General features: G+C 49.1%; 24 protein-coding genes, 1 pseudogene and 1 riboswitch. Of the genes and pseudogenes, 8 read left to right on the plus strand and 17 right to left on the minus strand.

Features of this window, described 5'->3' with window-relative positions:
• Positions 1 to 10 precede the first annotated feature (10 nt).
• On the plus strand, positions 11 to 610 hold the full coding sequence (locus AC0TWI_RS18745) for a Dph6-related ATP pyrophosphatase (RefSeq protein WP_488127865.1): 600 nt from the start codon (positions 11 to 13) through the stop codon (positions 608 to 610).
• A gap of 221 nt (positions 611 to 831) precedes the next feature.
• Positions 832 to 2,388 (plus strand): gluconokinase, encoded by a 1,557-nt coding sequence (gene gntK, locus AC0TWI_RS18750; RefSeq protein ID WP_488127866.1) that lies wholly within the window; start codon positions 832 to 834, stop codon positions 2,386 to 2,388.
• Positions 2,389 to 2,408: 20 nt separating this feature from the next.
• Here gntK and AC0TWI_RS18755 read toward each other — a convergent pair whose 3' ends face one another.
• The 5 genes from AC0TWI_RS18755 to AC0TWI_RS18775 form a co-directional block, all read right to left on the minus strand.
• Positions 2,409 to 3,053, minus strand: a complete 645-nt coding sequence (locus tag AC0TWI_RS18755) for a uracil-DNA glycosylase (protein WP_488127867.1) — start codon at positions 3,051 to 3,053, stop codon at positions 2,409 to 2,411.
• An 18-nt stretch (positions 3,054 to 3,071) separates the two neighbouring features.
• Positions 3,072 to 3,410, minus strand: coding sequence for a DUF6054 family protein (locus AC0TWI_RS18760; RefSeq protein ID WP_488127868.1), 339 nt, complete (start codon positions 3,408 to 3,410; stop codon positions 3,072 to 3,074).
• Between the two features lie 112 nt (positions 3,411 to 3,522).
• A complete protein-coding gene (gene ybaK / locus AC0TWI_RS18765) occupies positions 3,523 to 4,005 on the minus strand; it encodes a Cys-tRNA(Pro) deacylase (protein ID WP_488127869.1) in 483 nt (160 codons plus the stop codon).
• Positions 4,006 to 4,201: 196 nt separating this feature from the next.
• Positions 4,202 to 4,759 (minus strand): NADPH-dependent FMN reductase, encoded by a 558-nt coding sequence (gene ssuE, locus AC0TWI_RS18770; protein WP_488127870.1) that lies wholly within the window; start codon positions 4,757 to 4,759, stop codon positions 4,202 to 4,204.
• Positions 4,760 to 4,858: 99 nt separating this feature from the next.
• Positions 4,859 to 4,968: riboswitch (SAM riboswitch) on the minus strand.
• A gap of 80 nt (positions 4,969 to 5,048) precedes the next feature.
• Complete coding sequence (locus tag AC0TWI_RS18775; RefSeq protein WP_488127871.1) at positions 5,049 to 5,966, minus strand: ketopantoate reductase family protein; 918 nt, start codon at positions 5,964 to 5,966, stop codon at positions 5,049 to 5,051.
• A gap of 135 nt (positions 5,967 to 6,101) precedes the next feature.
• On the opposite strand from AC0TWI_RS18775, the gene AC0TWI_RS18780 reads away from it, so the two are divergent.
• Entirely contained in the window at positions 6,102 to 6,263 is a 162-nt protein-coding gene (locus AC0TWI_RS18780; RefSeq protein ID WP_488127872.1) for a hypothetical protein, read from the plus strand.
• Positions 6,264 to 6,314: 51 nt separating this feature from the next.
• Here the strand turns inward: AC0TWI_RS18780 and AC0TWI_RS18785 are convergent, their stop codons facing one another.
• The 9 genes from AC0TWI_RS18785 to AC0TWI_RS18825 all read right to left on the minus strand — a co-directional run bounded on the left by AC0TWI_RS18785 (position 6,315) and on the right by AC0TWI_RS18825 (position 16,487).
• Positions 6,315 to 7,220 carry an ROK family protein gene (locus AC0TWI_RS18785; RefSeq protein WP_488127873.1) on the minus strand — a complete coding sequence of 302 codons (906 nt, stop codon included), beginning with the start codon at positions 7,218 to 7,220 and terminating at the stop codon, positions 6,315 to 6,317.
• An 89-nt stretch (positions 7,221 to 7,309) separates the two neighbouring features.
• On the minus strand, positions 7,310 to 7,450 hold the full coding sequence (locus AC0TWI_RS18790) for a hypothetical protein (RefSeq protein WP_488127874.1): 141 nt from the start codon (positions 7,448 to 7,450) through the stop codon (positions 7,310 to 7,312).
• 2 nt (positions 7,451 to 7,452) lie between these two features.
• Positions 7,453 to 8,331 (minus strand): DUF4349 domain-containing protein, encoded by an 879-nt coding sequence (locus AC0TWI_RS18795; RefSeq protein WP_488127875.1) that lies wholly within the window; start codon positions 8,329 to 8,331, stop codon positions 7,453 to 7,455.
• Between the two features lie 641 nt (positions 8,332 to 8,972).
• Positions 8,973 to 10,694 (minus strand): phospho-sugar mutase, encoded by a 1,722-nt coding sequence (locus tag AC0TWI_RS18800; RefSeq protein WP_488127876.1) that lies wholly within the window; start codon positions 10,692 to 10,694, stop codon positions 8,973 to 8,975.
• 56 nt (positions 10,695 to 10,750) lie between these two features.
• Complete coding sequence (locus AC0TWI_RS18805) at positions 10,751 to 11,740, minus strand: LacI family DNA-binding transcriptional regulator (protein WP_488127877.1); 990 nt, start codon at positions 11,738 to 11,740, stop codon at positions 10,751 to 10,753.
• A 14-nt stretch (positions 11,741 to 11,754) separates the two neighbouring features.
• Positions 11,755 to 12,795, minus strand: coding sequence for an aldose epimerase family protein (locus tag AC0TWI_RS18810; RefSeq protein WP_488127878.1), 1,041 nt, complete (start codon positions 12,793 to 12,795; stop codon positions 11,755 to 11,757).
• A gap of 9 nt (positions 12,796 to 12,804) precedes the next feature.
• Positions 12,805 to 14,298 (minus strand): UDP-glucose--hexose-1-phosphate uridylyltransferase, encoded by a 1,494-nt coding sequence (gene galT, locus AC0TWI_RS18815; protein ID WP_488127879.1) that lies wholly within the window; start codon positions 14,296 to 14,298, stop codon positions 12,805 to 12,807.
• 15 nt (positions 14,299 to 14,313) lie between these two features.
• Positions 14,314 to 15,303, minus strand: coding sequence for a UDP-glucose 4-epimerase GalE (gene galE / locus AC0TWI_RS18820; protein WP_488127880.1), 990 nt, complete (start codon positions 15,301 to 15,303; stop codon positions 14,314 to 14,316).
• On the minus strand, positions 15,300 to 16,487 hold the full coding sequence (locus AC0TWI_RS18825; RefSeq protein ID WP_488127881.1) for a galactokinase: 1,188 nt from the start codon (positions 16,485 to 16,487) through the stop codon (positions 15,300 to 15,302). The genes galE and AC0TWI_RS18825 overlap by 4 nt, the downstream gene beginning before the upstream one ends.
• Positions 16,488 to 16,672: 185 nt before the next feature.
• On the opposite strand from AC0TWI_RS18825, the gene AC0TWI_RS18830 reads away from it, so the two are divergent.
• Positions 16,673 to 17,101 (plus strand): CBS domain-containing protein, encoded by a 429-nt coding sequence (locus tag AC0TWI_RS18830; RefSeq protein ID WP_488127882.1) that lies wholly within the window; start codon positions 16,673 to 16,675, stop codon positions 17,099 to 17,101.
• 174 nt (positions 17,102 to 17,275) lie between these two features.
• On the opposite strand, the gene AC0TWI_RS18835 is transcribed toward AC0TWI_RS18830, so the two are convergent.
• A complete protein-coding gene (locus AC0TWI_RS18835) occupies positions 17,276 to 18,235 on the minus strand; it encodes a D-2-hydroxyacid dehydrogenase (RefSeq protein WP_488127883.1) in 960 nt (319 codons plus the stop codon).
• A gap of 27 nt (positions 18,236 to 18,262) precedes the next feature.
• The gene (locus AC0TWI_RS18840; RefSeq protein WP_488127884.1) at positions 18,263 to 19,321 is read right to left on the minus strand and encodes a DUF3900 domain-containing protein; all 1,059 of its coding nucleotides are present in this window, start codon (positions 19,319 to 19,321) and stop codon (positions 18,263 to 18,265) included.
• 434 nt (positions 19,322 to 19,755) lie between these two features.
• On the opposite strand from AC0TWI_RS18840, the gene AC0TWI_RS18845 reads away from it, so the two are divergent.
• Positions 19,756 to 20,964: an MFS transporter gene (locus AC0TWI_RS18845; protein WP_488127885.1), complete on the plus strand. Its 1,209-nt coding sequence runs from the start codon at positions 19,756 to 19,758 to the stop codon at positions 20,962 to 20,964.
• Positions 20,965 to 21,193: 229 nt separating this feature from the next.
• On the opposite strand, the gene AC0TWI_RS18850 is transcribed toward AC0TWI_RS18845, so the two are convergent.
• Positions 21,194 to 21,889, minus strand: coding sequence for a YoaK family protein (locus AC0TWI_RS18850; RefSeq protein ID WP_488127886.1), 696 nt, complete (start codon positions 21,887 to 21,889; stop codon positions 21,194 to 21,196).
• A 326-nt stretch (positions 21,890 to 22,215) separates the two neighbouring features.
• On the opposite strand from AC0TWI_RS18850, the gene AC0TWI_RS18855 reads away from it, so the two are divergent.
• The 3 genes and pseudogenes from AC0TWI_RS18855 to AC0TWI_RS18865 all read left to right on the plus strand — a co-directional run.
• On the plus strand, positions 22,216 to 22,848 hold the full coding sequence (locus AC0TWI_RS18855; RefSeq protein WP_488127887.1) for a metal-dependent hydrolase: 633 nt from the start codon (positions 22,216 to 22,218) through the stop codon (positions 22,846 to 22,848).
• Between the two features lie 133 nt (positions 22,849 to 22,981).
• Entirely contained in the window at positions 22,982 to 24,172 is a 1,191-nt protein-coding gene (locus AC0TWI_RS18860) for an alkaline phosphatase (RefSeq protein WP_488127888.1), read from the plus strand.
• Positions 24,138 to 24,290 (plus strand): annotated as a pseudogene (locus AC0TWI_RS18865) (IS5/IS1182 family transposase); the annotation flags it as partial. The gene AC0TWI_RS18860 and the pseudogene AC0TWI_RS18865, both read left to right, overlap by 35 nt.

A 24,290-nucleotide genomic window follows, 5' to 3' on the forward strand; every position in this document is an offset into this window, starting at 1 on the left:
GATGATTTATTTGAAACATATTGCCTTGTCATGGAGCGGCGGAAAAGATAGCTGCATGGCCTATCACCAACTGATAAAGGACGGGCAACAGGTTGAATGCCTGCTGACCACCGTACCGGAAGAGACTGGGCGCACCTTTGCCCATGACGAAGATACGGAAAAAATCAAGCAGCAGTCACAAGCACTCGGCATCCCACTTGAGATCATTCGATGCACATATGATTCCTATACAGAGGATTTCCTCGCTCAATTAAACGTATTGAAAGAAAAATACAATCTGGATGCAATCGCCTTTGGAGACCTGTATTTGCAGGGTCACCGCGACTGGGGCGAAAAACTCGCTTCATCGGCAAAGTTGGAGGCTGTGTACCCTCTTTGGACCGATGTGACAAAGTTGCTTTCCGCTTTGCAGTCATTCATCGATGCAGGTTATAAGGCGGAAGTGATTCGTGTGCGAGAGGATATTCTCCCCGCCGATTGGGTCGGCCGGATTCTCGATCAGCAGTTTGTTGAGGACATCTCCCAAACAGACGCCTGCCCGATGGGGGAATCCGGAGAATACCATACATTCGTATTTGACGGGCCACTGTTTCGGCACAAAGTTAAATAAAAGGGGCTGTTTTCCGCCGATTTAACGCACTACTCCTGGGCGGGAGACAGGCCTCTTTTTTCTTTCTTTTGTAAAAGGCTGTCACCGAAAAGAGAATACGGTTACCATACTTGTATATAAGCATTTTAGTTGATTAAGCTTGCTGTTGTGTATGGGCCTAATGCGAGCGATCGAATAATAATAGGAGCAGCGGGATAGCAACTCACGGGAGGGGAATTGAATTGACGAACTATATGATGGGTGTCGATATCGGCACAACAAGTGTAAAAGCCGTATTATATACCGAAAAAGGCGACGTAGCGGCGCAGGAAAACATCGGCTATCCGCTCTACACACCTGATATTTCTACAGCGGAGCAAGATCCGGAGGAAATTTTCCAGGCCGTCATCTTGGCGATGAAAAGCACAGCCGCCGCAATCTGTTCGGGGAAGCTGTCGTTTGTTTCATTCAGCAGTGCCATGCATAGCGTGATTGCCATCGATGAGCAAGACCGACCGCTGACACGTTGCATTACATGGGCAGATAATCGAAGCGAATTATGGGCGCAGAAAATCAAGGATGAGTGGGATGGCCATGGCATCTACCGCAGGACCGGGACTCCGATTCACCCGATGTCTCCCTTAAGCAAAATCACCTGGCTTATCAGGGAGCATCCTGAAATCGCCGCCAAAGCGAAAAAATACATCGGGATCAAAGAATACATCTTCCATCGGTTTTTCGGTCGCTACCTAGTCGATTATTCGATTGCTTCGGCAACGGGAATGTTTCATCTTGAAGAGCTGGATTGGGATGCGGAGGCTCTGTCGGTTGCAGGGATTACGTCTCATCAGCTTTCGACGCCGGTGCCGACGACAGCTGTTTTTGGCGATATGGGCAAGGAGCTGGCAGAGCAAATCGGCATTAACCCTTCGACTCCTTTCGTCATCGGCGCCAGTGACGGTGTATTATCGAACCTTGGAGTAAATGCTGTCAAGAAAGGAGAAGTGGCGGTCACGATCGGGACGAGCGGAGCAATCCGGACAATCATCGATCAACCCCGGACAGATGAAAAAGGCAGGATCTTCTGCTATGCCTTAACAGAAAACCATTGGGTGATCGGCGGTCCGGTGAACAACGGCGGGATGGTTCTGCGCTGGATTCGCGATGAATTGGCTTCTTCTGAAGTCGAAACGGCCAAAAGACTTGGCATTGACCTTTACGAGGTTTTAACAAAGATCGCCGAGCGGGTCAAACCTGGCGCGGAAGGCCTGCTTTTCCATCCTTATCTTGCGGGAGAGCGTGCCCCATTGTGGAATCCGGATGTACGCGGCTCCTTTTTCGGGCTAACGCTGTCCCACAAGAAAGAACATATGATCAGAGCAGCACTTGAAGGCGTAATCTTCAATCTGTACACTGTCTTGCTCGCACTGGTTGAATGTATGGACGAACCGGTTACGAAAATCCAGGCAACCGGCGGCTTCGCTCGCTCGGCTCTTTGGCGGCAAATGATGGCTGACATCTTCAATCTGGAAGTGATCGTCCCGGAAAGCTTTGAAAGTTCCTGTCTCGGGGCATGTATACTGGGGCTCTATTCTACGGGAAAGATTGATTCACTTGAGGAAGCGGCTGCCAGCATGATTGGCACTACCCACCGGCACGAACCCGAACAACATACTGCGGAAGCGTACCAAAAACTGCTGCCCATCTTCCAAAGCCTCACCCGCAGCCTGACCGAATCCTATAGCCAAATCGCTGACTACCAGCGAGAGAGCCTTCAAAGAGGGAATTCAAGAGACTGACCACAGCAATCCGCCCTAGGTCAGTCTCCTCGCAGAATTTCGCCGATTTTTTGCCAATCTTGCTCAAGGGCCGGGCGGTGGGAGGGGCGGTAAAAAATGGAGGCGGGGTGGAACGTGGGAACGATGAGATGCCGTTCGCTTGTCCAAGAAAATGCAACGTCCGTCAGATCTTTCAAATATTGCACCGGCTTTTTAAGAAGCTGCCCGTGCAATTCCGTCACCTTCGCCTCCTTGCCAAGCAGGCGCTGAAGACCAACATTACCCAAAGTGACAATGAGTTTAGGCCTGACATGGGCCACTTCATAATCCAGAACAGGGGCATGGGCCAGGATCTCTTTTTGGGTTGGCGGACGATTGTATTTCCGTTCTACGATCGTGCCGTCTCTCTCTTTCTTGCTCCCCCATTTATATGGCCTGCTTCTGACCGCACTTGTAATATACACATCTTCCCTGGTAAGCCCGATTGACTCCAGCGACTTCATCAGTTCCTTACCTGCACGGCCGATAAAGGGAATGCCTTCAACGATTTCAAATTCCCCAGGCGCTTCGCCGATTAACATGATTTCCGGCCGTTCCGGACCGGATCCATAGACAAATCCCTCAACCGGAAAGCCCTTAATCCTCTCTTTTCCAAGTTCTGCAATCGATTCGGGTATTTGAAACATGTATCCACCTTCTTATCCTCAAATTACATAGGGCTCTAATGCTTGCTGCACGCTGTCGGCAAAGTTTTTCCCAGCTCCCCAATCAAAGCGGAAAAAGACACCTTCGGAACTGCCGGCGGCAACAACATGGACATTTGTCGTTCCATCAAAATTATCAATTGTCGCAGTGATGGAAGCACGGTTACTGGATCTCATATAATACTTTTCCAGGATCAGCACATGGATCTCATGCTCGCCTGTCTTGCGAGTATAGCTGTCCACCAGTGTCCCGCTTACATTCCGCTCCAAAATCTTCTGTTCGATAATATCTCGTGCCACTGACGGGGTAACGGTTACCTTAAAGTTGGTGATTGCCATCTTCCTCTCCCCTTTCTTTCCCTCTTTTACGGTTTAGCATGCAGAAAGTTTCAGCCCACGGTCTACACGAAAAAAGCGGCTCCTCCCCTGCTAGGGTAGTGCCGCTTTTACTCTATCCTTCTGTCGCAAACTCAGTAAACATTCCACCTGTTGCCCGTTGCAAATCTGCTGGAGCGATCTCCATCTGCAGCCCGCGTTTGCCTGCCGAGACGACCATTGTTTCCAGATTTTCAGCCTCTGCCTCAATAAAAACCGGGTATGCTTTGAGCATGCCGATCGGCGAGCAGCCGCCCCGGATATAGCCTGTCGTTTTCTCCAGATCCTTCATCGGCAACATTTCAACCTTTTTATTACCACTTCCCCTGGCCAGCGCTTTCAGATCAATCTCCTTCATTGAAGGCAGGCAGGCGACAATCACACCGGTCTTATCACCGACTGCAACAAGCGTTTTGAAAACCGGTAAACCCGCAGTCTCTGCTGCATTTTCTTCATCCTGCCGGTCCTCTTTCCACGGATACTCATGCACCTCATACTGGATATGTGCTGCATCCAAAATTCGCATCGCATTCGTTTTATGCAGTTTTTTCTTCTTCATGCCGATCCCTTCTTCATATGAATTTAGATTAGGATAGCATGAATGCCGATTTTGGGGAAAGAAGAAAGCTGCATACTTCACAAGATTCAAATCAATTTTATTGTCTGGCACCTTGTTAAATCCATTTATTCCGCCTTCGGAAACACATTTTTTATTTGTCAGTCGATCTCATAATTGATTAAAAACCGGCGCCTTCTCAAATCGTATAGTATTCCGGTATCTCACGATTCTGCTTTTCAATGATCTCCAAAAAATAGCCGAGCTGCTTCTTCGTCCGCTGTAATGTGTCCACATCGAGGATGGGAATCGGCCTTTCTTTATCGATGTCAATATCAGTCAGATAGACGCCCTTCAGATTCTGCCCTTTCAAGGTCGACAGCAATGGCTTCAACGAAAATTCCAATGCGAGAAGATGCGATTTGCTGCCGCCGGTCATGATTGGAAGAATCGGCTTTCCTTCCAAAATGTCCTGCGGAAGCAGATCGACCAGCGCTTTCAGCACACCGGAATACGCCGCTTTGTATACGGGGGAACCGACGATGACCCCTTTGGCGTTGCGGATCTTTTCAGCAATCTCCCCGATGACCGGACTGTCATAAGCCGCCTCGAATAATACTGATTGCGGCACATCCCGGACAGACAAATGGGTTACGCTGATCCCTCTTTCCTCCAACAGCTTACCTAGAAATTTCAGTACAAGCTCAGACCTTGATTGGTGTTGCGGGCTTCCCGATATGATGACGATTTCGCTCATTTGCTCTCATCCTTTCTTTTCCGATAAAATTTTTTCCAATAGAAAAAGCCTTCTCCCGTATGATGAGAGAAGGCTCGGCATGCTATATGCGGCATTCGTTTCTCATCTTTAGAATACAGATTGTATTCTTCTGAAATTAGCACCATACAAATAATTTGCTGGTTGCTGAGGTGTCATCGGGTCAGTCCCTCGGCCTCTCTTGATAAGAATCGCTATTCAATTGAAAAATGAACTTAGTATGAAGTATAGTCAGACAATACCGAAAAGTCAACTGCAACTTTTAAAACTTTTATAATCTGGCCTTCTCATATACTTTCAGATTAGCATAAATCAGCGCAAGCTTTGGTGTCCCGATTCCTTTCTCCGCAGCAGCTGCGAGAAGCGATCGATAAAAATGGTCTCCTTCGGTAGGAAGCCCCTTTTCCATATCCCGTTGCATGGAGGATTTCATTTCTTCTCCCATGCTGCTGATCTTGTCGAAAACAGCCGACTGCAGAGCATCCGTGATTGGTGCGTCCAATACTTTCATGACAGCAATCAGCTCTCCGATGACATCCTTAATGGCCGACTCTCCTTCAACTGTTGCACGGATCGGGCCGATCGGCGCCCTCATGAGCGAGGTAATGCCGGAAAATGTCGCGATGAACAGATATTTTTCCCACATATCCTTCAAGATTGTTTCACTGTAACGGAAATTCGCCTTCGTTCCTTCGAATGCAGCCCGCAGTTCCTTGATGCGGTCGGTCGACTCCCCGTTCCGTTCACCGAACACCAGGTCATGGGACGGGCTTTTTTGCAGAATCCTTCCTTCGTCATCGAGAGTCGTTTCGATAAAGCACATTCCGCCAATTACACGATCAGCACCAAATTCAGCAATCAGTTCGTCCATATGGGCTATGCCATTCAGCAGCGGGACGACCATCGTCTCCTTACCGACATATGGTCTGATATCATCGATGGCCGATTGAAGATGATACGCTTTAGTAGCAATCAATACCGCATCGAACGAATCCGCCTCGTCCCCGGTTGAAATCATTTTCGGCTGAAAAGTAAAGTCTCCGTTAATGCTTTTGATTACAAGCCCCTTTTGCTCGAGCGACTCGCGGCGTTTTTTTCGGACAAGAAATGTGACGTCCTCCCCTTTTTCCACAAGCCTTCCCCCAAAATAACCGCCGATTGCCCCGGCGCCCACGACTAGAATCCTCATCTGCTTTCCCCCTTCTATTCCATTTACTCTTGCACTCATTATAACGAATCGGATTGAACGGGGAAAATATCGGGTATTGTACGGAGTAAAATCTGCTAAAAGGCAAATAGTAAAAGGACGATTGGAGGGTTGGAAATGAAGGAAGATGAACGGTTGTACCGGACCGGCCAGGGTGTGCCGGCAGAAGGCACTTATATTTGCCAATCCGGAGAAAAAGCGACTTTCAAAGACGGCGAAGACTTTCCGGTCTGCCCGGTGAAAAATGAAGATACGTACTGGAAACACGATAACGAATAATCGAAAAAGCGGCCAGAACCGTTTCCCTGGGGAAAACGGGCTGGCCGCTTTTCATTCTGCTGATGCCCAGACAGACAATCCCGCGCCGACAACACCGTTATCCTGCTTTAGGCAGCTGATGCTCATCCTGTTGAGCAGATGCTGCTGTTCAGGCAATTGATAGTTTTTTAGACGATCTTTGATCATTTCGAGCAAAAAAGGGTTGTTTACGATGACGCTTCCACCGAATACAAGCTGGTGCGGGTCGAGCAGGGAGGAGATCGAGTACAGCCCTTGCGCAATGTTATCTGCGACTTCCCGAACCACCTCTATTGCCTGAAGGTCTCCCTCTTTAAACCTGCGGAACAATGCCTTCGCATCAATTGCTTCTCCGGTCCATTCACTCGCAGCCCGGCCAATTGCAGGTCCGGCCGCCACTTTTTCAAGAGGCTGATTTTCTCCTCCGGCCGCTTTGGACAGCACGGGCACAAGTCCAAGTTCACCGGCAAATCCTGCTCCCCTGAAAAACTCCCCTTTATGGATGATCGAGCAGGAAATGCCTGTGCTTATCGTCACATAAACAAAGGTCTCGTCATGCCCCGCCTTGGCATCCTTCCATTCTGCATATGCGGCCACATATACATCATTATCAATGACAACACGGCCGACCCCAGTATATTCACGCAGTTTTTCGGCCACTGGATAGCCCGCCCAAGGCAGGTTATTCTGAAAGACGGCGATGCCCGCTTGTCGGTCCACCTTTCCCGGCACACCTGCTCCGATGCCGTCGATATCCCGCCAAGAGAGGGAGGCCGCTTGCAGCGACTTTTCTGCTGCTTCGACAACCTTCTCGAACATTTTATTTTTATCTGAGGGATCACTCTCCACTTCAAAGCGATAAAGCAACTCCCCTTCTTCTGTTACGATCCCCGCAGCAATCTTTGTTCCGCCTATATCAATTCCAAGCGCTTTTTTCAAATGATTCTCTCCTTCTCCAAGGATTTTTTCCCGGTTATGTAATATGCGCCTTCCACTAAAGCTCTTACCGACAAGCTTTCAAAAGAAATTCAATACTTTTTCATATATTTCATTAATTCAATAAATAGTTCTGTTAATTCACCGGCGTCAAGCGAACCTTGAATATCGCCTATCCCGTTGCCTAGTTCAAAAATGGGGAAGCGGACAGGCATAATCCCACCCGCTCTCATTCTTATTCTCTCCTCTTCTTCTTTCTCCTTGCAAAACCGTATACCATTGCTCCCATCAATCCGAGCAGCACGAAGATCGGCAAGTTTCCAACGAAGAAAACGACAATGCCTGAAGCGGCTGCAAGCAAGAAATTCAAAGAGACGGCGAGCTGCTTTTTCGTCTTTTCCCAAGTGTCCAATTTCTGCCCATCTACTCCTGGCACGACGACCCGGGTTTCTGTCATATGAATTTCTACGGTCGAAAATGCGGTCTGGTTCTCCAAGTACTTCATTTTACCGGTAAGTACTTCGATTTCCTCTTGGACCTTCGCAAGATCAGCAGAAATTTTAAGAAGATCCTCCGTTTTCTGGGCATCCTTCATGAAATCAAGCAGCCGCTCCTCCACCGCCTTCTTCGATTTCAAGCGGGATTCGAGATCGACATATTGTTCGGTGACATCTTCGCCTGAAACATTCCGCCCTACTACCTTTTCGGCCCTTTTTTCAGCATCTTCAAGCAGACGCTTAAAATGCTTTTCTGGAACCCGGATCACCATCATGCCGCTGAGCATTTCCCGATCATCTCTGAATACATTCGATTCGACAATGTATCCCCCGTATCCAGCCGTCTTTTCTTCGATTTCCTTTCGATCCTTCTCCAAATCTTTGACGTTCAGCTCGAGGGTCGCCCGGTGGATAACCATTCTTTCTTTCCCTACGACCTGGTCGTCTTCCACAGTCTCTGCCGTATCGGCTGCCATCTCCTGTTTCGCCTCAGACTCGGAACCTGCAGCTGAATCCATCTCTATGCTTTTCGCTGTATCACTCGACTCACTTGAACTGCAGCCCGCCAGTGAAAAAATTAAGACAAATGCAATTATCGGAAGCCACCATTTTTTCACACAAGCTCCCCTCCTTTCCCTATTTGACGGTGAAAGAGGAGAAAAAGTTACCAGATCGAGATAAAAAGACTTGGGAACCTTGAAAAAAATTGTTGCTTTCTTCTTTGATACCGGAAGTATTCGAAAAGGCGAAACTTCCTGTGTCTATCACACGCTTTGACACCGGAGGTATTCGAAAAGGCGAAACTTCACGTGTCTATCACACCCTTTGACACCGGAAGAATTCGAAAAGATGATCTTTCAGGTGTCTAAGCACTTGCTGCCCTCCGCACTTAACCTATCCGGATCCGGTGCCTAGCCCCTCGAGGTCATTAGCCAAACCGGGAGGAAGGCAAAAAGCGCCTTCTTCCCGGCTCGTCTTATGCTTGTCGGGGCTAACCGAGGCACCTCCGCACTTAATTTATCCGGCTCCGGGCGGCAGGGGCTCGAGGTCATAAGGCATAAACAGTGAAAGGCCAAAAGCGCCTTCCCCTGTTTCCGCCTTATGCTTGTCGCTCCTGGTCAGCCGCCCTCCGCACTTAATCTATCCGGCTCCGGTGCCTAGCCCCTCGAGGTCATAAGCCAAGTCGGGAGGAAGGCAAAAAGCGCCTTCTTCCCGGCTCGGCTTATGCTTGTCGGGGCTAAACAAGGCACCTCCGCACTTAATACGCCATTACATCCTTTTCCAGTTGTTCTATCAGTTCCCGGCTCTTTTCCGGGGAGTCGGCTTTGGTGGCGAAGTAGAATTTGGCTTTCGGTTCTGTGCCGGATGGGCGGACGCAGAACCAGGAGCCGTCTTCCAGGTGGAATTTAAGTACATTTGATTTAGGCAAATCGATGGTTTCCGTCTCACCCGTGCGCATGTTTTTGCGCTCTCCGGAAAGGTAGTCCTCCATGACCGCAATCTCGATACTTGCAATGCTCGCTGGCGGGTTTTCGCGCCAGTTGTTGAGGATACGGGCAATTTCCTCGACTCCGGCCTGGCCTTTCAGTGTCAAGGATTGCAGTGATTCTGTGTAATAGCCGTATTGATCATAGATTTCCATTAAACCGTCATAGAGTGTTTGCCCTTTATCTTTGTAGTATGCCGCAGCTTCTGCCAAGAGGACAGCCGCTTGGACGGCGTCTTTGTCGCGCACGAAGTCTCCTGCCAGATATCCGTTGCTTTCTTCGTAGCCGAAGAGGAAGGCATGCTCGCCGCTTTGTTCAAATTCGGCGATTTTTTCACCAATGAATTTGAAGCCTGTCAATGTATCGATAACAGAAACGCCGAAGGAGCGGGCAATCTCACGGCCGAGTTCAGACGTGACGATGGTTTTCAGCATGACGCCGTTTTCCGGCAAGGTTCCTTTTTCTTTCTTTTTTAGAAGGATGTAATGGAGCAGGAGGGCGCCGATCTGATTTCCGGAAAGTACGATAAACTCTCCTTCTGCATTTTTCACCGCGGCCCCAAGCCTGTCCGCATCCGGGTCGGTTCCGATTAGCAGGTCCGCATCAAACCGGTGGCCGTACTCAATTGCAAGCGCCAGTGCGTCGCGTTCTTCCGGGTTCGGCGAGGTGACGGTCGAAAAATCGGCATCTGGAAGCTCCTGCTCTTTTACAACTTCCACATTTTTAAAGCCGAATGCCTCGAGCCCTTGGCGGACCGGCAGATTCCCTGTTCCATGCAGCGGAGTGTAGACGATTTTCAGTGAATCGGCGACCCGGTTGACGAGCTCTGAATCAAGCTGTGTCGTTTTCAATGCAGCCAAGTAAGCCTTGTCGACCCTTTCGCTGATATAGGTAAGGACTTCGCTTGAAACAAGCTCCTCCTCATCTGCAGCTTCGATCAGCAATTCATCTTCCACGCCGTCCACATACCGGACGAGTTCATCTGCGACATCCGGTGTCAGCTGGCCGCCGTCCGGCCCATACACTTTGAAGCCGTTGTACTCAGGAGGATTATGGCTTGCCGTGATGACAACACCGGCAAAAGCATATAAATAACGGACAGCAAAAGAGAGCTCTGGCGTCGGCCTCAGCCCATCAAACAAATAAGCCTTCACCCCGTGCTTTCCGACCGTTCTTGCCACCTCCAGAGCAAATTCCGGGGATTGATGGCGGCTGTCATAGGCGATGACCACTCCACGATGCTTTGCCAACTCGCCGTTCGCTTCGATATAGCGCGCAAGCCCCTCAGCCGCTTTTCTTACAGTGTATACGTTCATCCGGTTCGTGCCCGCGCCGATTTCCCCGCGCATTCCCGCAGTGCCGAATTCGAGCACCTTGCAAAAACGATCTTCAAGCTGCACGTTATCTCCAGCGATACCATCAAGCTCTGCTTTCAGCAGTGGGTCGAGACCGCCGAATGTGTTCCATTTTTCATAAACTGCTTGCCAGCCCATTCTTTTCCCTCCTAAAAATAACAGGAGGAATGCGGTACATACTCCGCATCCCGCTGTTAGCTGCTTTCCCTAATCTCTAATTGGGTTGAGATGAATATCTTTTTGGCGACTGTCCTTTCACCGCTGATTCTTTCCATCAGCAGGTCGACAGCTGTTTCCCCCATCAATTCTGTGTATACTTTCACCGTGCTTAGCGGCGGGTACACGTATTTGGAAACACTAATATCGTTGACCCCGATAATTGAAACCCGTTGAGGCACCTCCACTTTTTCTTCATGGAGCGCGCGGAGGCAGCCGATCGCCATTGAATCACTCCCGACGAAAAAGGCAGTCGGCAAATCGTCTCCATGCTCGCTGATCGCTTTTTTCATCAGCTTATAGCCACCCTCTACCGTAAATCGGTCAGTGTAGATGAATCTCTCATCCAGCAGGTCTTTCTCCTGCAAGTAGGCTTTGTATGTTTTTTCCCGGGGATCCTCAATGCTTGCCGTCGTCCCTTTGAACACTTCCTGTCCGCCGATATAGCCGATTTTTTGATGCCCTTTTTCGATAAAGTAATCTAGCACCTTTTTGACCGCTTTTTCAAAATCAACAACAACGGCATCGAAAACGTCATCTTCTGGTGAGAAGTCAACGAATACGAGGTTTTCTGTAATGCCGGAAAGCCTTTCAACCTGCTCAGAGCTGAATTTTCCGGCGGCAATGATCCCTTCGACGTTGTCCAACTCTTGGTCTTCAAAGTCCTGGAAAAACTTGACGAGCTGGACATCATGCGGCTCGCAGCGATTTTCTACCCCAAGCCGGATTGACATATAATACAGGTCGTCCAGTTCTTCCTTCTCTGTATACCAGTGGACGAAAGCGATCTTCTTTTGCGCCTCTGTCCGTCGATTGTTCCGCTTTTTGTAAGATAAATCCTCCGCAGCTTCAAAAATCCGCTTCTTCGTTTCGTCAGAGACAGACAGGGTCGAATCATAATTGAGCACTCTCGAAACGGTGGAAATCGACACGCCCGCCTTTTCCGCTATATCTTTGATCGTTGCCACGTATCACGACTCCTTTAGTTTGTTATCCCGAACGAATATTTAGTGACCGACAGGAACTTGCGTCCAGCCGGCAACATAAAGGATGGGAAATGTGGATGATGGATAGCATCCGGCAGCCCCTGAGTTTCGAGGCAGATACCGAGAAATGGCCGTGACTGCACACCTTGCTGCAGTAAAAAGTCATCTTCCAGCTGGTTGCTCGTATACAGGACAACACCCGGCTCGTCTGTCTCAATCTCAAGCATCCTGCCGCTCTCATGGTCGGAAACTGAAATCTCCACTTCCCTTTCTTTGTTCAACAAAAATGGATGATCATAACCCCGGCCTGCAATCGCATGCTGCGGGTGGTCTGAAGATAGGGCGCTCCTAATTTTCCGCCCCTCTCTGAAATCGAATGAGGTGCCGGTAACGTCCAGCATGTTGCCGGTCGGAAGCAGGCTCCTATCCAATTCAGCGAACCGGTCGCTTGCAATCTTTATCTCATGGTCCAGTATATCGCGCTTTGCGCTCCCTGATAAATTGAAGTAGGAATGATTGGTCACATTGAGCAATGTATCCGCGTCTGATTCTGCTTCATACCGGATGACCAGCTCGTTCCCGTCCGTAACCGTATAGGTAACGGTGATGTTCAGATTGCCTGGATAGCCTTCTTCCCCGTCCGCACTGAAATAGGAAAAGCGGATACCGTCGGCAAGCTCTTCCGCATTCCAAATGACGTCACTAAACCCTTTCTTCCCTCCGTGGAGCTGGTTTTCCCCTTCGTTTTTCGCCAAATGATAACTTTTCCCGTTCAGCTCGAACTCCGCTCCACCAATCCGGCCGGCCACCCTGCCCACAACTGCTCCGAAGTATGGTGAATGCTGCTCGTAATCTTCGATATTGTCAAATCCGAGTACCACGTTTTCCAGCTTTCCATCCCGGTCAGGCGCAAGAATTTCCGTAATAATGCAACCATAATTCAAGCAGGAAACGGAAAAACCACTCTCATTCTCTATCGTATACTTTTTCACTATTCCGTCCACTGTTTCTCCAAAATGCTCTTTCTTGATCTTCATCCTTCCACCTCACCCATTCAAAGCAGTAATAAATTTCCGGAAAGCTTCGGAGCCTTGCCCGTTCCGTTTAAAAACACCGGCATCTTCAAGAACCCTGAGGAATTTCTTGCCTGTTTCCTGGCGGATGATCTCCTCGGCCTCTTCTTCACTTATAATGCCATGATACTTTTCCGCAAGCTCCTTTGCCCACGGCAGATGATAACTGGCGACGTCAGCCTGCTTGCCGGCCAGCATGTTGGCGATTTCCCGCAGTTCGTCTTTTAAACGCGCCGGCAGGACAGCAAGCCCCATCACTTCAATCAGACCGATGTTCTCTTTCTTAATATGCTGGACATCTTCATGCGGATGGAAAATACCGAGCGGATGCGCTTCATCTGTCCGGTTATTCCGCAGCACAAGGTCAAGCTCATACAAATTATTCCGCATTCTCGCAATCGGTGTAATCGTGTTATGCGGCGTCTGCCCGGTGAACGCTTCAATGCCAACAGTTGGATCGCTGTACCTTTTCCATTTATCAAGAATCATTTCTGCGGCATCTGCTAGCGTTTCCCTGCTTTCCGCTCTCAGCCGGATGACGGACATCGGCCATTTGATCGTTGCCGCTTGCACATCCGGAAAAGCATCAAGGGCAAACGAATGCTCTTCCTCGGCTTCCGCCATCGCAAATGTATACTGTCCCGCCTGGTAATGGTCATGAGAAAGGATCGAGCCGCCGACAATCGGCAGATCTGCATTTGATCCAATGAAATAGTGCGGGAACTTCCCGGTGAATTCAAGCAGGTTCGAGAAGGCCCGGCGGCTGATTTTCATGTCGCGGTGCTCCTCGGCAAGCAGGATGCTGTGCTCATTGTAGTACAAGTATGGCGAATATTGGAATAGCCAGTTTCCGCTCTCAAGGTTGACCCGGATCATCCTGTGATTGGCCCGTGCCGGATGACCGATTCTTCCGGCGTATCCTTCATTCTCCACGCATAACAGGCATGTTGGATAGCCCAGCTTTTTCACCGTTTTCTCAAGCGCAATCGTCTTTGGATCCTTTTCAGGCTTCGACAGATTGATCGTAATGTCGAGCTCACCGTATTCCGTGCCCACTTTATAGCGGATATTTTTCGCAAGCCTTCTCATCTGAATGTACGTGCTGTTTTGACTCAGCTGATAAAAATAATCGGTAGCAGCTTTCGGATCTACTTTGTATTTTTCATAAAAAACTTGATTGATTTCACTTGGTTTTGAGAGAAAGCAGTCCATGATCCGGCTTGTCAGCATCTCTTCTTCATAATCTGCATCGCCAATGATCCCCTGCTCCGCTGCATACGCCACAATCTCATCGAGAAGGCCTGGGATGTCGCCTCGTTCGATCTCCTGCTCTCCCTGAGGAACATATTCGTCGAGTTGTAAAATTGAGAGAATCCGGTTTCTTGCATAGATTTTATCTTCCGCTTCAATTAGTTGCACTGCTTCCGCTGCATCCGCCAATTGCCGAATTGTATCAAAAATCCCCATGTCGCCGCCACTTCCTTATCGTTTATATCCTTCAGGATGATCCTTGTGCCAATTCCACGCATCTTCGATAATTTTGTCGATTTCAGTTCTGCCCGGTTTCCAGCCGAGCACTCTTTGTGCCTTTTCGGACGAAGCGACGAGGATGCTTGGATCACCTGCCCGTCGTTTCCCTACCTCAGCAGGAATAGGGTGCCCCGTCACTTTTCTCGCTGTTTCGACAATCTCCTTCACTGAAAAGCCTTGGTTGCTACCCAGGTTGAAAACATTGTTCTCTCCGCCATTTTTCAAATAATCAATGGCGAGCAGATGTGCCTCGATCAAGTCCTCTACATGGATGTAGTCACGGATGCACGTTCCGTCAGGCGTATCGTAGTCTTCACCAAAGATCATGATTTTTTCGCGCTTGCCGAGTGGAACTTGCAGAACGACAGGGATAAGATGCGTCTCCGGGTTGTGATCTTCACCGATTTCCCCCGACTCTCGCGCACCCGCCACGTTGAAATAACGGAGCGACACGAATTTGATGCCATATGCCACGCTGCACCAGTGCATGATCCGCTCCATCATGTACTTCGTTTCGCCATAGGCACTCTCAGGGTGTGCCGCCATCTTTTCGGTAAGCGGGATTGCCTCCGGTTCGCCGTAAACAGCCGCCGTCGAGGAAAAGACAATATGCTTTACATCGAATTCATTCATCACTTCGAGTAGGACCTGGGTGCCGAATACGTTGTTGTTAAAATAGACGAGCGGGATTTCCATCGACTCGCCGACGAGTGAATTGGCCGCAAAATGGATAACAGCATCGATTTTCTCTTTTTCAAAAACCGAGCGGAGAAAGGCTTTGTCACGAATGTCTCCTTCATAAAACACCGCTTCCGGATGGACCGCCTCCCTATGACCGGTCTGCAATGAATCGACGACGACAACCTTCTCTCCCTTATCGATCAGCTGATAAACTGCATGGGAGCCGATGTATCCTGCTCCTCCCAATACCAATAAACTCATATTGCTGCCTCCTCCTCAGTAATTTCCCGGGCCCCATCGCCGATGCTCGCGACATAAAATTTCGCTTCATAGCCGATTTTCTTTCGATAGGCGTCCCCGACTTCTTCAATAAAATGATCGACCGCATCATTTTCTACAATGGCGATTGCACAGCCGCCAAACCCTGCTCCCGTCATTCTGGCGCCGATCACCCCGTCCTGCTTCCAAGCTGCTTCCGCCAGCGTATCAAGCTCGACTCCCGTCACTTCGTAGTCATCCCGGAGCGACACATGCGACTCATTCATCAGCCTGCCAAACTCCTCGAGATCACCGGACTGAAGCGCATCAAGTGCCGCCAATGTCCTACGGTTCTCGTAGACGGCATGCTTTGCCCGGCGCCTCGCGGTCTCGTCTTTAATTTCATGTTTCAGTTCCTCGAACTCCTCCCCGGTCAGTTCCCCGAGCGACCCGATCCGTTTCACTTTCTGCAGCTCGGACAGGGCCTGCTCGCATTCGCTCCGCCGCTCATTGTATTTGGAGCCTGCCAGTTCACGCCGCTTGTTCGTATTCATGATAATAATGCTATGATTTTTCATATCCAGGGTCGCGTATCGGTACTCGAGGGTATTGCAGTCAAGCAAAATACCTCGTTCCGCTTTCCCCATGCCGATTGCGAACTGGTCCATAATCCCGGAATTCACGCCAATAAATTCGTTTTCAACCTTCTTGCCGATCTTCACAAGTTCAATCCGGTCAATCTCCAGCTTGAACAGTTCTTCCAGCATAACACCCGTCACAAGCTCGATTGACGCGGAAGAAGATAGCCCCGCACCATTCGGGATATTACCGAAGTACAGCACATCTAGCCCGGAGGAAATCGGATATCCAGCCTCTTTAAAAAAATGGCACATCCCTTTAGGGTAATTCATCCAATCATCGCTCTGTTCATAACGGAGCTCTTCATCGACTTTGAACTCGAGAACGCCCTTATCAGGAAAATTGGCCGAATACATCCGCACCCGATTGTCCGTTCTTTTTTTGGCGAAGGCATATGTGCCAAAGGTGATAGCACATGGAAATACATGTCCTCCGTTGTAATCCGTGTGCTCCCCGATCAAATTGATCCGCCCAGGCGCAAAGAAAAACCGATTAGCTTTCTGTCCAAACTGTTCTGCAAACATTTTTTCCAGCCTTTGAAAATTCAAAATAAGTCCCCCTGACGATTCTTTAAGTAAAGTTTTACTAAAAGTTTTCTCTAACGAAAAGATAACCCTTTCATCTTTCGCTGTCAAGAGATTTCTGACATTTACACCAGGGGGGGAATGAATAATATTGCCGACCGGTGAAAAGCTACAAGCGACGTAAAAATCAAGAGAAAAAGGTGATATGTATGACAACTGTACGCGAAGCCATGACGAAAGACGTCAAAGTGTGCGCTCCCCATGACACTGTCGTCCAAGCAGCTCAATTGATGCGCCAAATTAACTGTGGTGCGATACCTGTATGTGAAGGGAAACAAGTCGTTGGAATGATTACTGACCGCGACATCGTCATTAACGGAGTGGCTGATGGGCAGGATCTTTCCTCAGCTCATTGCCATGATTACATGACACGCAATGTCATTACTTGCTCCCCCGATACTGATGTCCACGAGTGCGCCCGCTTGATGTCGGACAACCAGATCCGCAGAATTCCGGTCGTAGAAAACGGGGAACTTGTCGGCATCTGCGCCATCGGGGACCTTGCTACGGTAGATATCCACATCAATGAAGCAGGAGAAGCACTAAGCCAGATTTCCGAACCTGATCAACTTCATTAACTAAAAGCGAGGGCGGTTGGTCAGGGGCGACAAGCATAAGGCGAGAAAGGAAAAAGGCGATTTCCAGCCTTTATCCTTTCTCGCCTTATGACCTCGAGCCCCTACCGCCCGCAACTGGACATGAAAAAAAGCCTCCACTCTGCGCTGAAGCAAAGAGTGGAGGCTTTTCCTTATTTAATATCCCTGTTTCCGGTCAACCACACCGTTCAGCGGCTGTCCTTCTAAATACCGTTTCAAGTTGTCTGCAAAATAACGCCCTACCCCTTCCGCTGTGCTCGGGCCGGAAATATGCGGTGTGACATGCACATTCGGCAAGGTCCAAAATGGATGGTCAGCCGGCAATGGCTCCTGCTCAAAAACATCCAGCACAGCTGCCCGCAAATGACCGCCCGCCATCACTTCTGCCAAATCCGCTTCTTCAATGAGAGCCCCGCGCCCGACATTGACAAGACAGGCGTCTTTTTTCATATTCAGTAAGGTTTTCCTATTGAGGATATGGCGGGTCTCTTTGGTCAGCGGCAAGGTGAGAACCAGGTAATCAAGTTCCTCTACAAACTTCGCCCATTGGTCTTGCCCAAAGTGAACATCGACAATCTCCTTTTTCTTGCCGCTCGCGCTGAGTCCATGCACCTTCATATCAAATGCGCGCGCTTTGCGGACAACTTCCTCTCCGATTGACCCAAGGCCTGCTACCCCGATCACCTTTCCTTCAAGCGTTCCTGTCAAAAATGGTGCCCAGCGTTTTTCTTCCTGGGCCATGTTCATTTGCTGAAGATCCTTTTCGATAGAGAGCAAATACGCAAAAACATACTCCGAAATATAGCCCCCGTACTGGCCGACAACCCGTGTCAGCTCAATCGTAGCGGGAATTGCTCCTTCGACTGCGAGGTCATCAACTCCCGCCCCCATCGATTGGAACCAGCGAACCTTTTTCGCACCAGCTCCGTGCAATAAGTCGACCGGAAACTTCCATGCCAAAATCACTTCCGTTCCCGGGAGCTCCCTCTCCGCCTCTTCCCGGCTGAAGGCGGTCTTTATCGAAGAAAAGCCCTCCGCCCGGATAATATCCGCATAGGCATCCGCTTCCCCTGGAATCGGATGATAAATTAGAATTTGAAAATCTTTATTTTTCATAATGACACTCCCCCTTTATATGTAATGTCAGGTTCTGCTCCTTCTCACAATCGAATCAACAACTGCCTGCAGCGTCTCAGGCTTGTGGAATTCGATTGGTGATACGCCTTTTTCAAATGTGACGGCATCCGCTTCCACTAGCAAAACATATTTGTCATTTACCTTTGCGAGATGAATCGTCTCGCCGAAATCAGAAAGTCGGCCTTTGACAGATGTATCGCCCACCTTCATCTTCAGCTCGGTTTCCGGCGCAAGCTCAACGATCTGGGCAGCCGCCTCGACGACTTGCGGCAAGGTGAGCCGTTCCCGGATTTCCCGCTGGGGACTCACCTCCCACACTTCCATCTCTTTTTCAAACTGTTCCCGTTCCTCGCTGTTTTCCTCGTATACCTCGTGGAAATGCTCCTCCACCATCGTCTTCACCTGCGTGCGCAAAATCTCCGGCATCGACTCGCCGTATTCGACAAACTTTAAAAAGTCCTCGAAATAGCGGGCATGGGAAGCCTGATGGATTTTCAGTTCAGCCTCGTCGGTCATTCCCTCTTCCTGCATATACGGATACTGGATCGACTTCATATTTTTCGTTGTAATCGCCATTTCAACATTGCGGATCAGCGTCGATTCGTCCGTGATTGACACGACCTTCGGCTCAAAGTCGCACTTCAGAATGAACAGGAACCGATCATCAAAATACTTTTCCGGCTTGGCTGAAACAATCAGGAACGCCCCGCTCCTGACAGCGCTCGTATCAAGATAGGCACGGAGCAGCTCTTCGCCCGATTTTTCGAAAAGCTCCTTCGTCTGTGCATTCTTTAATTTATAGAGCAGATTGTAATTCGGATTCGAACTGAGCGCATGGCCTTCCTCTACGATAAAGCGGCCGATCTTCGTCGGTACCGTTTCCGATTTCGGATGCCGGTCCGCTTTTCGCTTCACAATTTTCGTCAGCTCCCCGTCAAGAAAATCCTTGATCGCATGCTCCTCGTACTCGTCCGCATCCAATGTCTGAAAATGACGGTATCTTTTCGATTCCTCATCCTCCGCTTCAATTAGGTTAAATGATAAAAACAGCACATCAAAATCCATCGTCCACCTCTGCTATTCTTGTTGTTAGCGTGTAAAACTGCTGATGATTCCTATTATAATCGTTTGTCCCAAGCGAGTGAACCAAAGAAAAAACCAACACGTTTTACTGTGAAAATTGCGACTATAAAAAACTTGCATCCTTCTATTGTCATCCGTTTTTTCAGCGTGATATAATACTAAAAAAATAACCTGCCTTTAATTACGGTCCAGAGAGGCCGAAAAGGATGAGTAAACAATGGCTGCATTATGACCATATCTGCCCATGCCCTTTTGTCCTCCTGCGACAGAAGGGCATTTTCAATTTTGCTTGCAGAAAGCATGACTCTTTTAAACAAAGTCCTGTGAGGCTTGAAAAGAGAATGGCTGCTTCTTCCATTCCCTCAGAAAAGCATGTTTACGCAGCAAGCAAAAATACCATTGGAGGGTGAAACAGCATGGATTATCGCAAAAAAACTGTCGTCGCATCTGTATCCGGATTAACATTGGAAGGCATGGATATCATGTTCATCTCCTTCGCCATGTCGATGATTATTTCCCAGTTTCACATTGACTTGGCAAAAGGCGGCCTGATTTCTTCCATCACCAACATCGGCATGCTGCTCGGCGGAATCCTATTTGGAATTCTCGCTGATAAATACGGCCGTGTCCGGATTTTCACGTATACTGTGTTTCTTTTCGCTATCGGAACTGCTTTGACAGGCCTTGCTCAAAATATTGAACAAGTGTACATCTTCCGCTTCATTGCCGGAATCGGGGCAGGCGGAGAATACGGCATCGGAATGGCGCTCGTCGCCGAAGCTTGGCCGAAAAACAAGCAAGGCCGCGCTTCTTCCTACGTCTCAATCGGTGCCCAGTTCGGCGTCATCATTGCCGCCCTGCTAAGCGCGATGATTTTACCGACATTCGGATGGAGAGCGTTGTTCTTTGTCGGCATCATCCCTGTCATCTTTGCCTTTGTTGTACGTAAAAACCTGCCTGAGTCCCCTGAATGGGTGGCAGCCAAGAATAAGAAAAATGGCACGATGAAAGAAAAAAGCGGCAAACTGAGCGAGCTTTTCAAAACGCCAAGAATTGCCTTCACCACACTCGGACTTGCCTTGATGGCGACTGTTCAAATCGCCGGATATAACGGTCTGATGATCTGGCTGCCATCAATGCTGCAACAATCCCAAGGGCTGTCCGTTTCAAGCTCCGCCATCTGGACGATTAGCACAGCGGTCGGCATGATTCTCGGCATGCTCACATTCGGCCAATTCATGGACAGGTTCGGCGCTAAGCGTTCCTACGGGATTTTCCTGCTCGCTTCCGCCAGCGCAGTCTTTTTGTACTCGTTCGCAACAGGCGCTGCCGGTGTTCTGATCGGCGGAGCGATTGTCGGCTTCTTCTCAAACGGAATGTTCGCCGGCTACGGAGCGCTGATTAGCAGCTTCTATCCGATCCACATCCGCAGCACTGCAACAAACACGATCTTCAACTTCGGCCGTGCAGTTGGCGGACTCTCCCCAATCATGGTCGGGTACCTGCTGCAAAACTATACGATGCTGACAGCAATGCTTTATCTCGGCGTCCTGTACATCGTGTCTTTCGCCGTCATGCTCACTTTGAAGCAGCGTACAACTGTGAAACTTGCAGCCGCTGCCTAAGCGGATATGGAAAGGGCCAGTTCCCTGGTTGAGGAGCTGGCTCTTTTTTGTTCATATTCAAAAAGTAAGCCGGAACATGGTTGATAGAAATAGGCTCTCAGCAAAACCGCTCCCTTTGAAAAATCCGACTCCACATTCTATTCTGACAACTTATATATCCAAGCAAGCCTTGTGCGGCTTTGAACCTCTTCTTTCCCCATCGCATACCGGACAGTCTGAGTTCTTCGCGCTATTCCCTCTGTCTTGCATGATGACGGATTCTGCTTTCCGTATAAAACAGCCAAAGAACAGAAACCGTAACAAGTGAAAACGAGGCCCACAATGAATAATGCGGGTTTAGCTTCACGACCCAAGCACCTGTACCGGCACCGATAACAAACATAGATAAGCCCGAGACCAAATTGAAAAATTCTCTTTTCGCCTCCGCATCCTTGTTGAAAACAGCTTTGTACAAATTGTTCATCGCATTTTTCGCATTACCTGTCATAATGCCGTTATTGACCGCGGTAGATCCAATTTTACGAAAGACCGTCAGTTCATAACCCGCCAAGAGCCCGAGACAGAAGACCATCAAAGAATTCCCCATCGAATGCTGGAACAATGCCAGAACGAAAAGCAAAAATGCTTGCAGAAGCAAGAAATACCGATACCTCGTTAATCCATGTTCTGAGTAGCGCTCAATGACACCCTGAGCGACAAAAGCTCCTAAAGCGAACCCGGCGAAAACAGTCACATGGCCTCCGGCCGCCGCCCAATTACCGGTGAAAAGCTTGACACTGAATACGACCATATTCCCGGTCTGTGCCGTTACAAATACACCACTCTTCTCCATAAATGTATAAGCATCAATAAATCCCATTAAAAATGTCGTCATGATCGTCAATACCGTAACAACCTTCGCCTCTGCCTTACGCAGGCCCTCCATGTAATCGGCCCCCCTTTTGTTAAAATCCATTGCTCGCCCTATACCCTGAAACGAAAAAACTATCAAACTGGCAATAGTAAACTAGATCCTTCGTAGAATAAATGCAGTCTATCCGGAATAAATCTGCCCTTTCGAGAATGTGCTCGCTATCCGTGAGTAAATGCTCGCCATCCGAGAATAAACGCTCGCCATCCGAGAATAACACTCACCATCCGTGAATAACCCCGCCCATCCGGGAGCAAGCTCCGTCTATAGGAAATAACCGCCTCCCCAAACAGATGCTCCCATGATATACTAGAAAGCTAGCAAAAGAAAGGAAGATCATCATGGATGGAAAAATGCATTTGCTTGCCGGCGGATTGACCGGGTTCGCTGTTGCCAGTTATACCGGCGCAAGTCTCGCGGAAAGCACGGTTTTTACGATACTCGGCGGGTTTTCTGGTCTCGTGCCCGACCTGGATGTCGGCGGAAAGCTGGCCCATACTCTTACACTGAAGAAAAAGTGGCTCACCCTTTTATTGGGGCTGTTCGGCATTCTGCTTATTACATACAGCCTGACTTCAGCAGGTACGGCCCAGGCTGGATGGATTGGCATTCTCATCGGCGCCTGCCTGATCACCGTGCCTCCACTTGTGATCAAGCAAAAAACGATGCTTCTGTTGTCAGGCCTTGCCATTCTTGCTGCCGGGCTTTACCTCAACTTATTCTGGCTGCTGCTGTTTGGCATCTATACAACCATCGCTTCCCGGCTGCCCCACCGTTCTCTCACACATTCAATCATCGGGCTTCTGTTTTTCAGTTGGATCGCATACAGCTTGGAGAATGATTTGCAAATCGGCGGTGTACTGCTCACATGCACGCTTAGCTATGCGAGCCATCTGATCCTCGATATGAAATGGCTACCGGGGAACCGCAAGGGCGTCAAACTATTCCAGCCCTTTAGCAAGTTTGAGGTCTGAGGGGGAAATCCAGCCCCCCTTACTTTATCAAAAGATTTACACCTCATTACCATTCCCTAACACCCTCTTCATTTCAACTTAACATGCCCCCGTTACAGTTACATTGAACGTACATATAACGAGGAGGGATTTCATGTTGTTGAACAAGAAATTTTTCAAGCGGGCACTGCCAGCTGCTGTACTATCTGCTGCTTTAGCCGCAAGTCTGGCAGGGACATCTGGCAGTGTCACGGCAGAAACGGAAAGCAAGGAAAAGGTGAAAAATGTAATTTTCCTGATCGGGGACGGAATGGGGGCTTCGTATACGTCTGCCTATCGCTATCTTAAAGACAATCCAGAAACAACCGGTGTCGACCTCACGGAATTCGATCCATATCTCGTAGGGCAGCAGATGACCTATCCGGATGACCCGGAAGAAACGATTACCGACTCTGCCTCTGCAGCGACTGCAATGTCCTCTGGAGTCAAAACCTATAACAATGCCATCGCTGTTGACACAGAACGAAAAAATGTGAAGACGGTTTTGGAAGCGGCAAAGGAAGCCGGTAAAGCGACTGGCTTGGTGGCTACTTCTGAAATTACCCATGCTACTCCTGCAGCTTTCGGTGCCCATAATGAAAGCCGGAAAAACATGGATGAGATCGCCGATGATTACTATAACTTGCGCATTAACGGACACCATACGGTCGACGTTCTACTCGGCGGTGGAAAATCCAATTTCAAGCGTTCGGATGCTGACCTCATTTCCGCCTTCACAGAAGACGGCTACAGCTATGTAACATCAAAAGAGGATCTGGCAAAGGATAAGAACACTCAAATCCTCGGTCTGTTTGCAGACGGCGGCCTGCCGAAAATGATCGACCGGACCGGAAGCACACCTTCACTCGAAGACATGACAAGAGCAGCAATTGAACGGTTGGACTCAAATGAAAACGGGTTTTTCCTGATGGTGGAAGGAAGCCAGATCGACTGGGCGGGCCATGACAATGACGTTGTTGGGGCAATGAGTGAAATGGAAGACTTTGAGAAAGCATTTAAGGCGGCAATTGATTTTGCCAAAGAAGATAAACAGACTCTCGTCGTTGCAACAGCGGACCATTCAACTGGCGGATTCTCGATTGGAACGGACGGCGAGTACAAATGGAATCCGGATGCCATCAAAGCTGCCAAAAGGACGCCAGAATTCATGGCTGGTGAAATTGCCGGCGGAAAAGATGCGGAATCCGTTTTGAAATCCTATATTGACCAGGAGATGCTTCCACTGACAGATGAAGAGATCGAAGCGGTAAAGAAAGCCGGCACGAAAAGAGGCCCGTGCCTATGAGAAGAAGCTGCAGGAAGAGCTCAACCTGGACCGTATGGAGAACGGAAAGAAACCGTTCCCTCCTGAGAAATTCGAAAAGGAAGAATATAAGGAAATGAAGGAATCAACAACAGACCCG

The organism is Lederbergia sp. B243.17 (assembly GCF_057657925.1).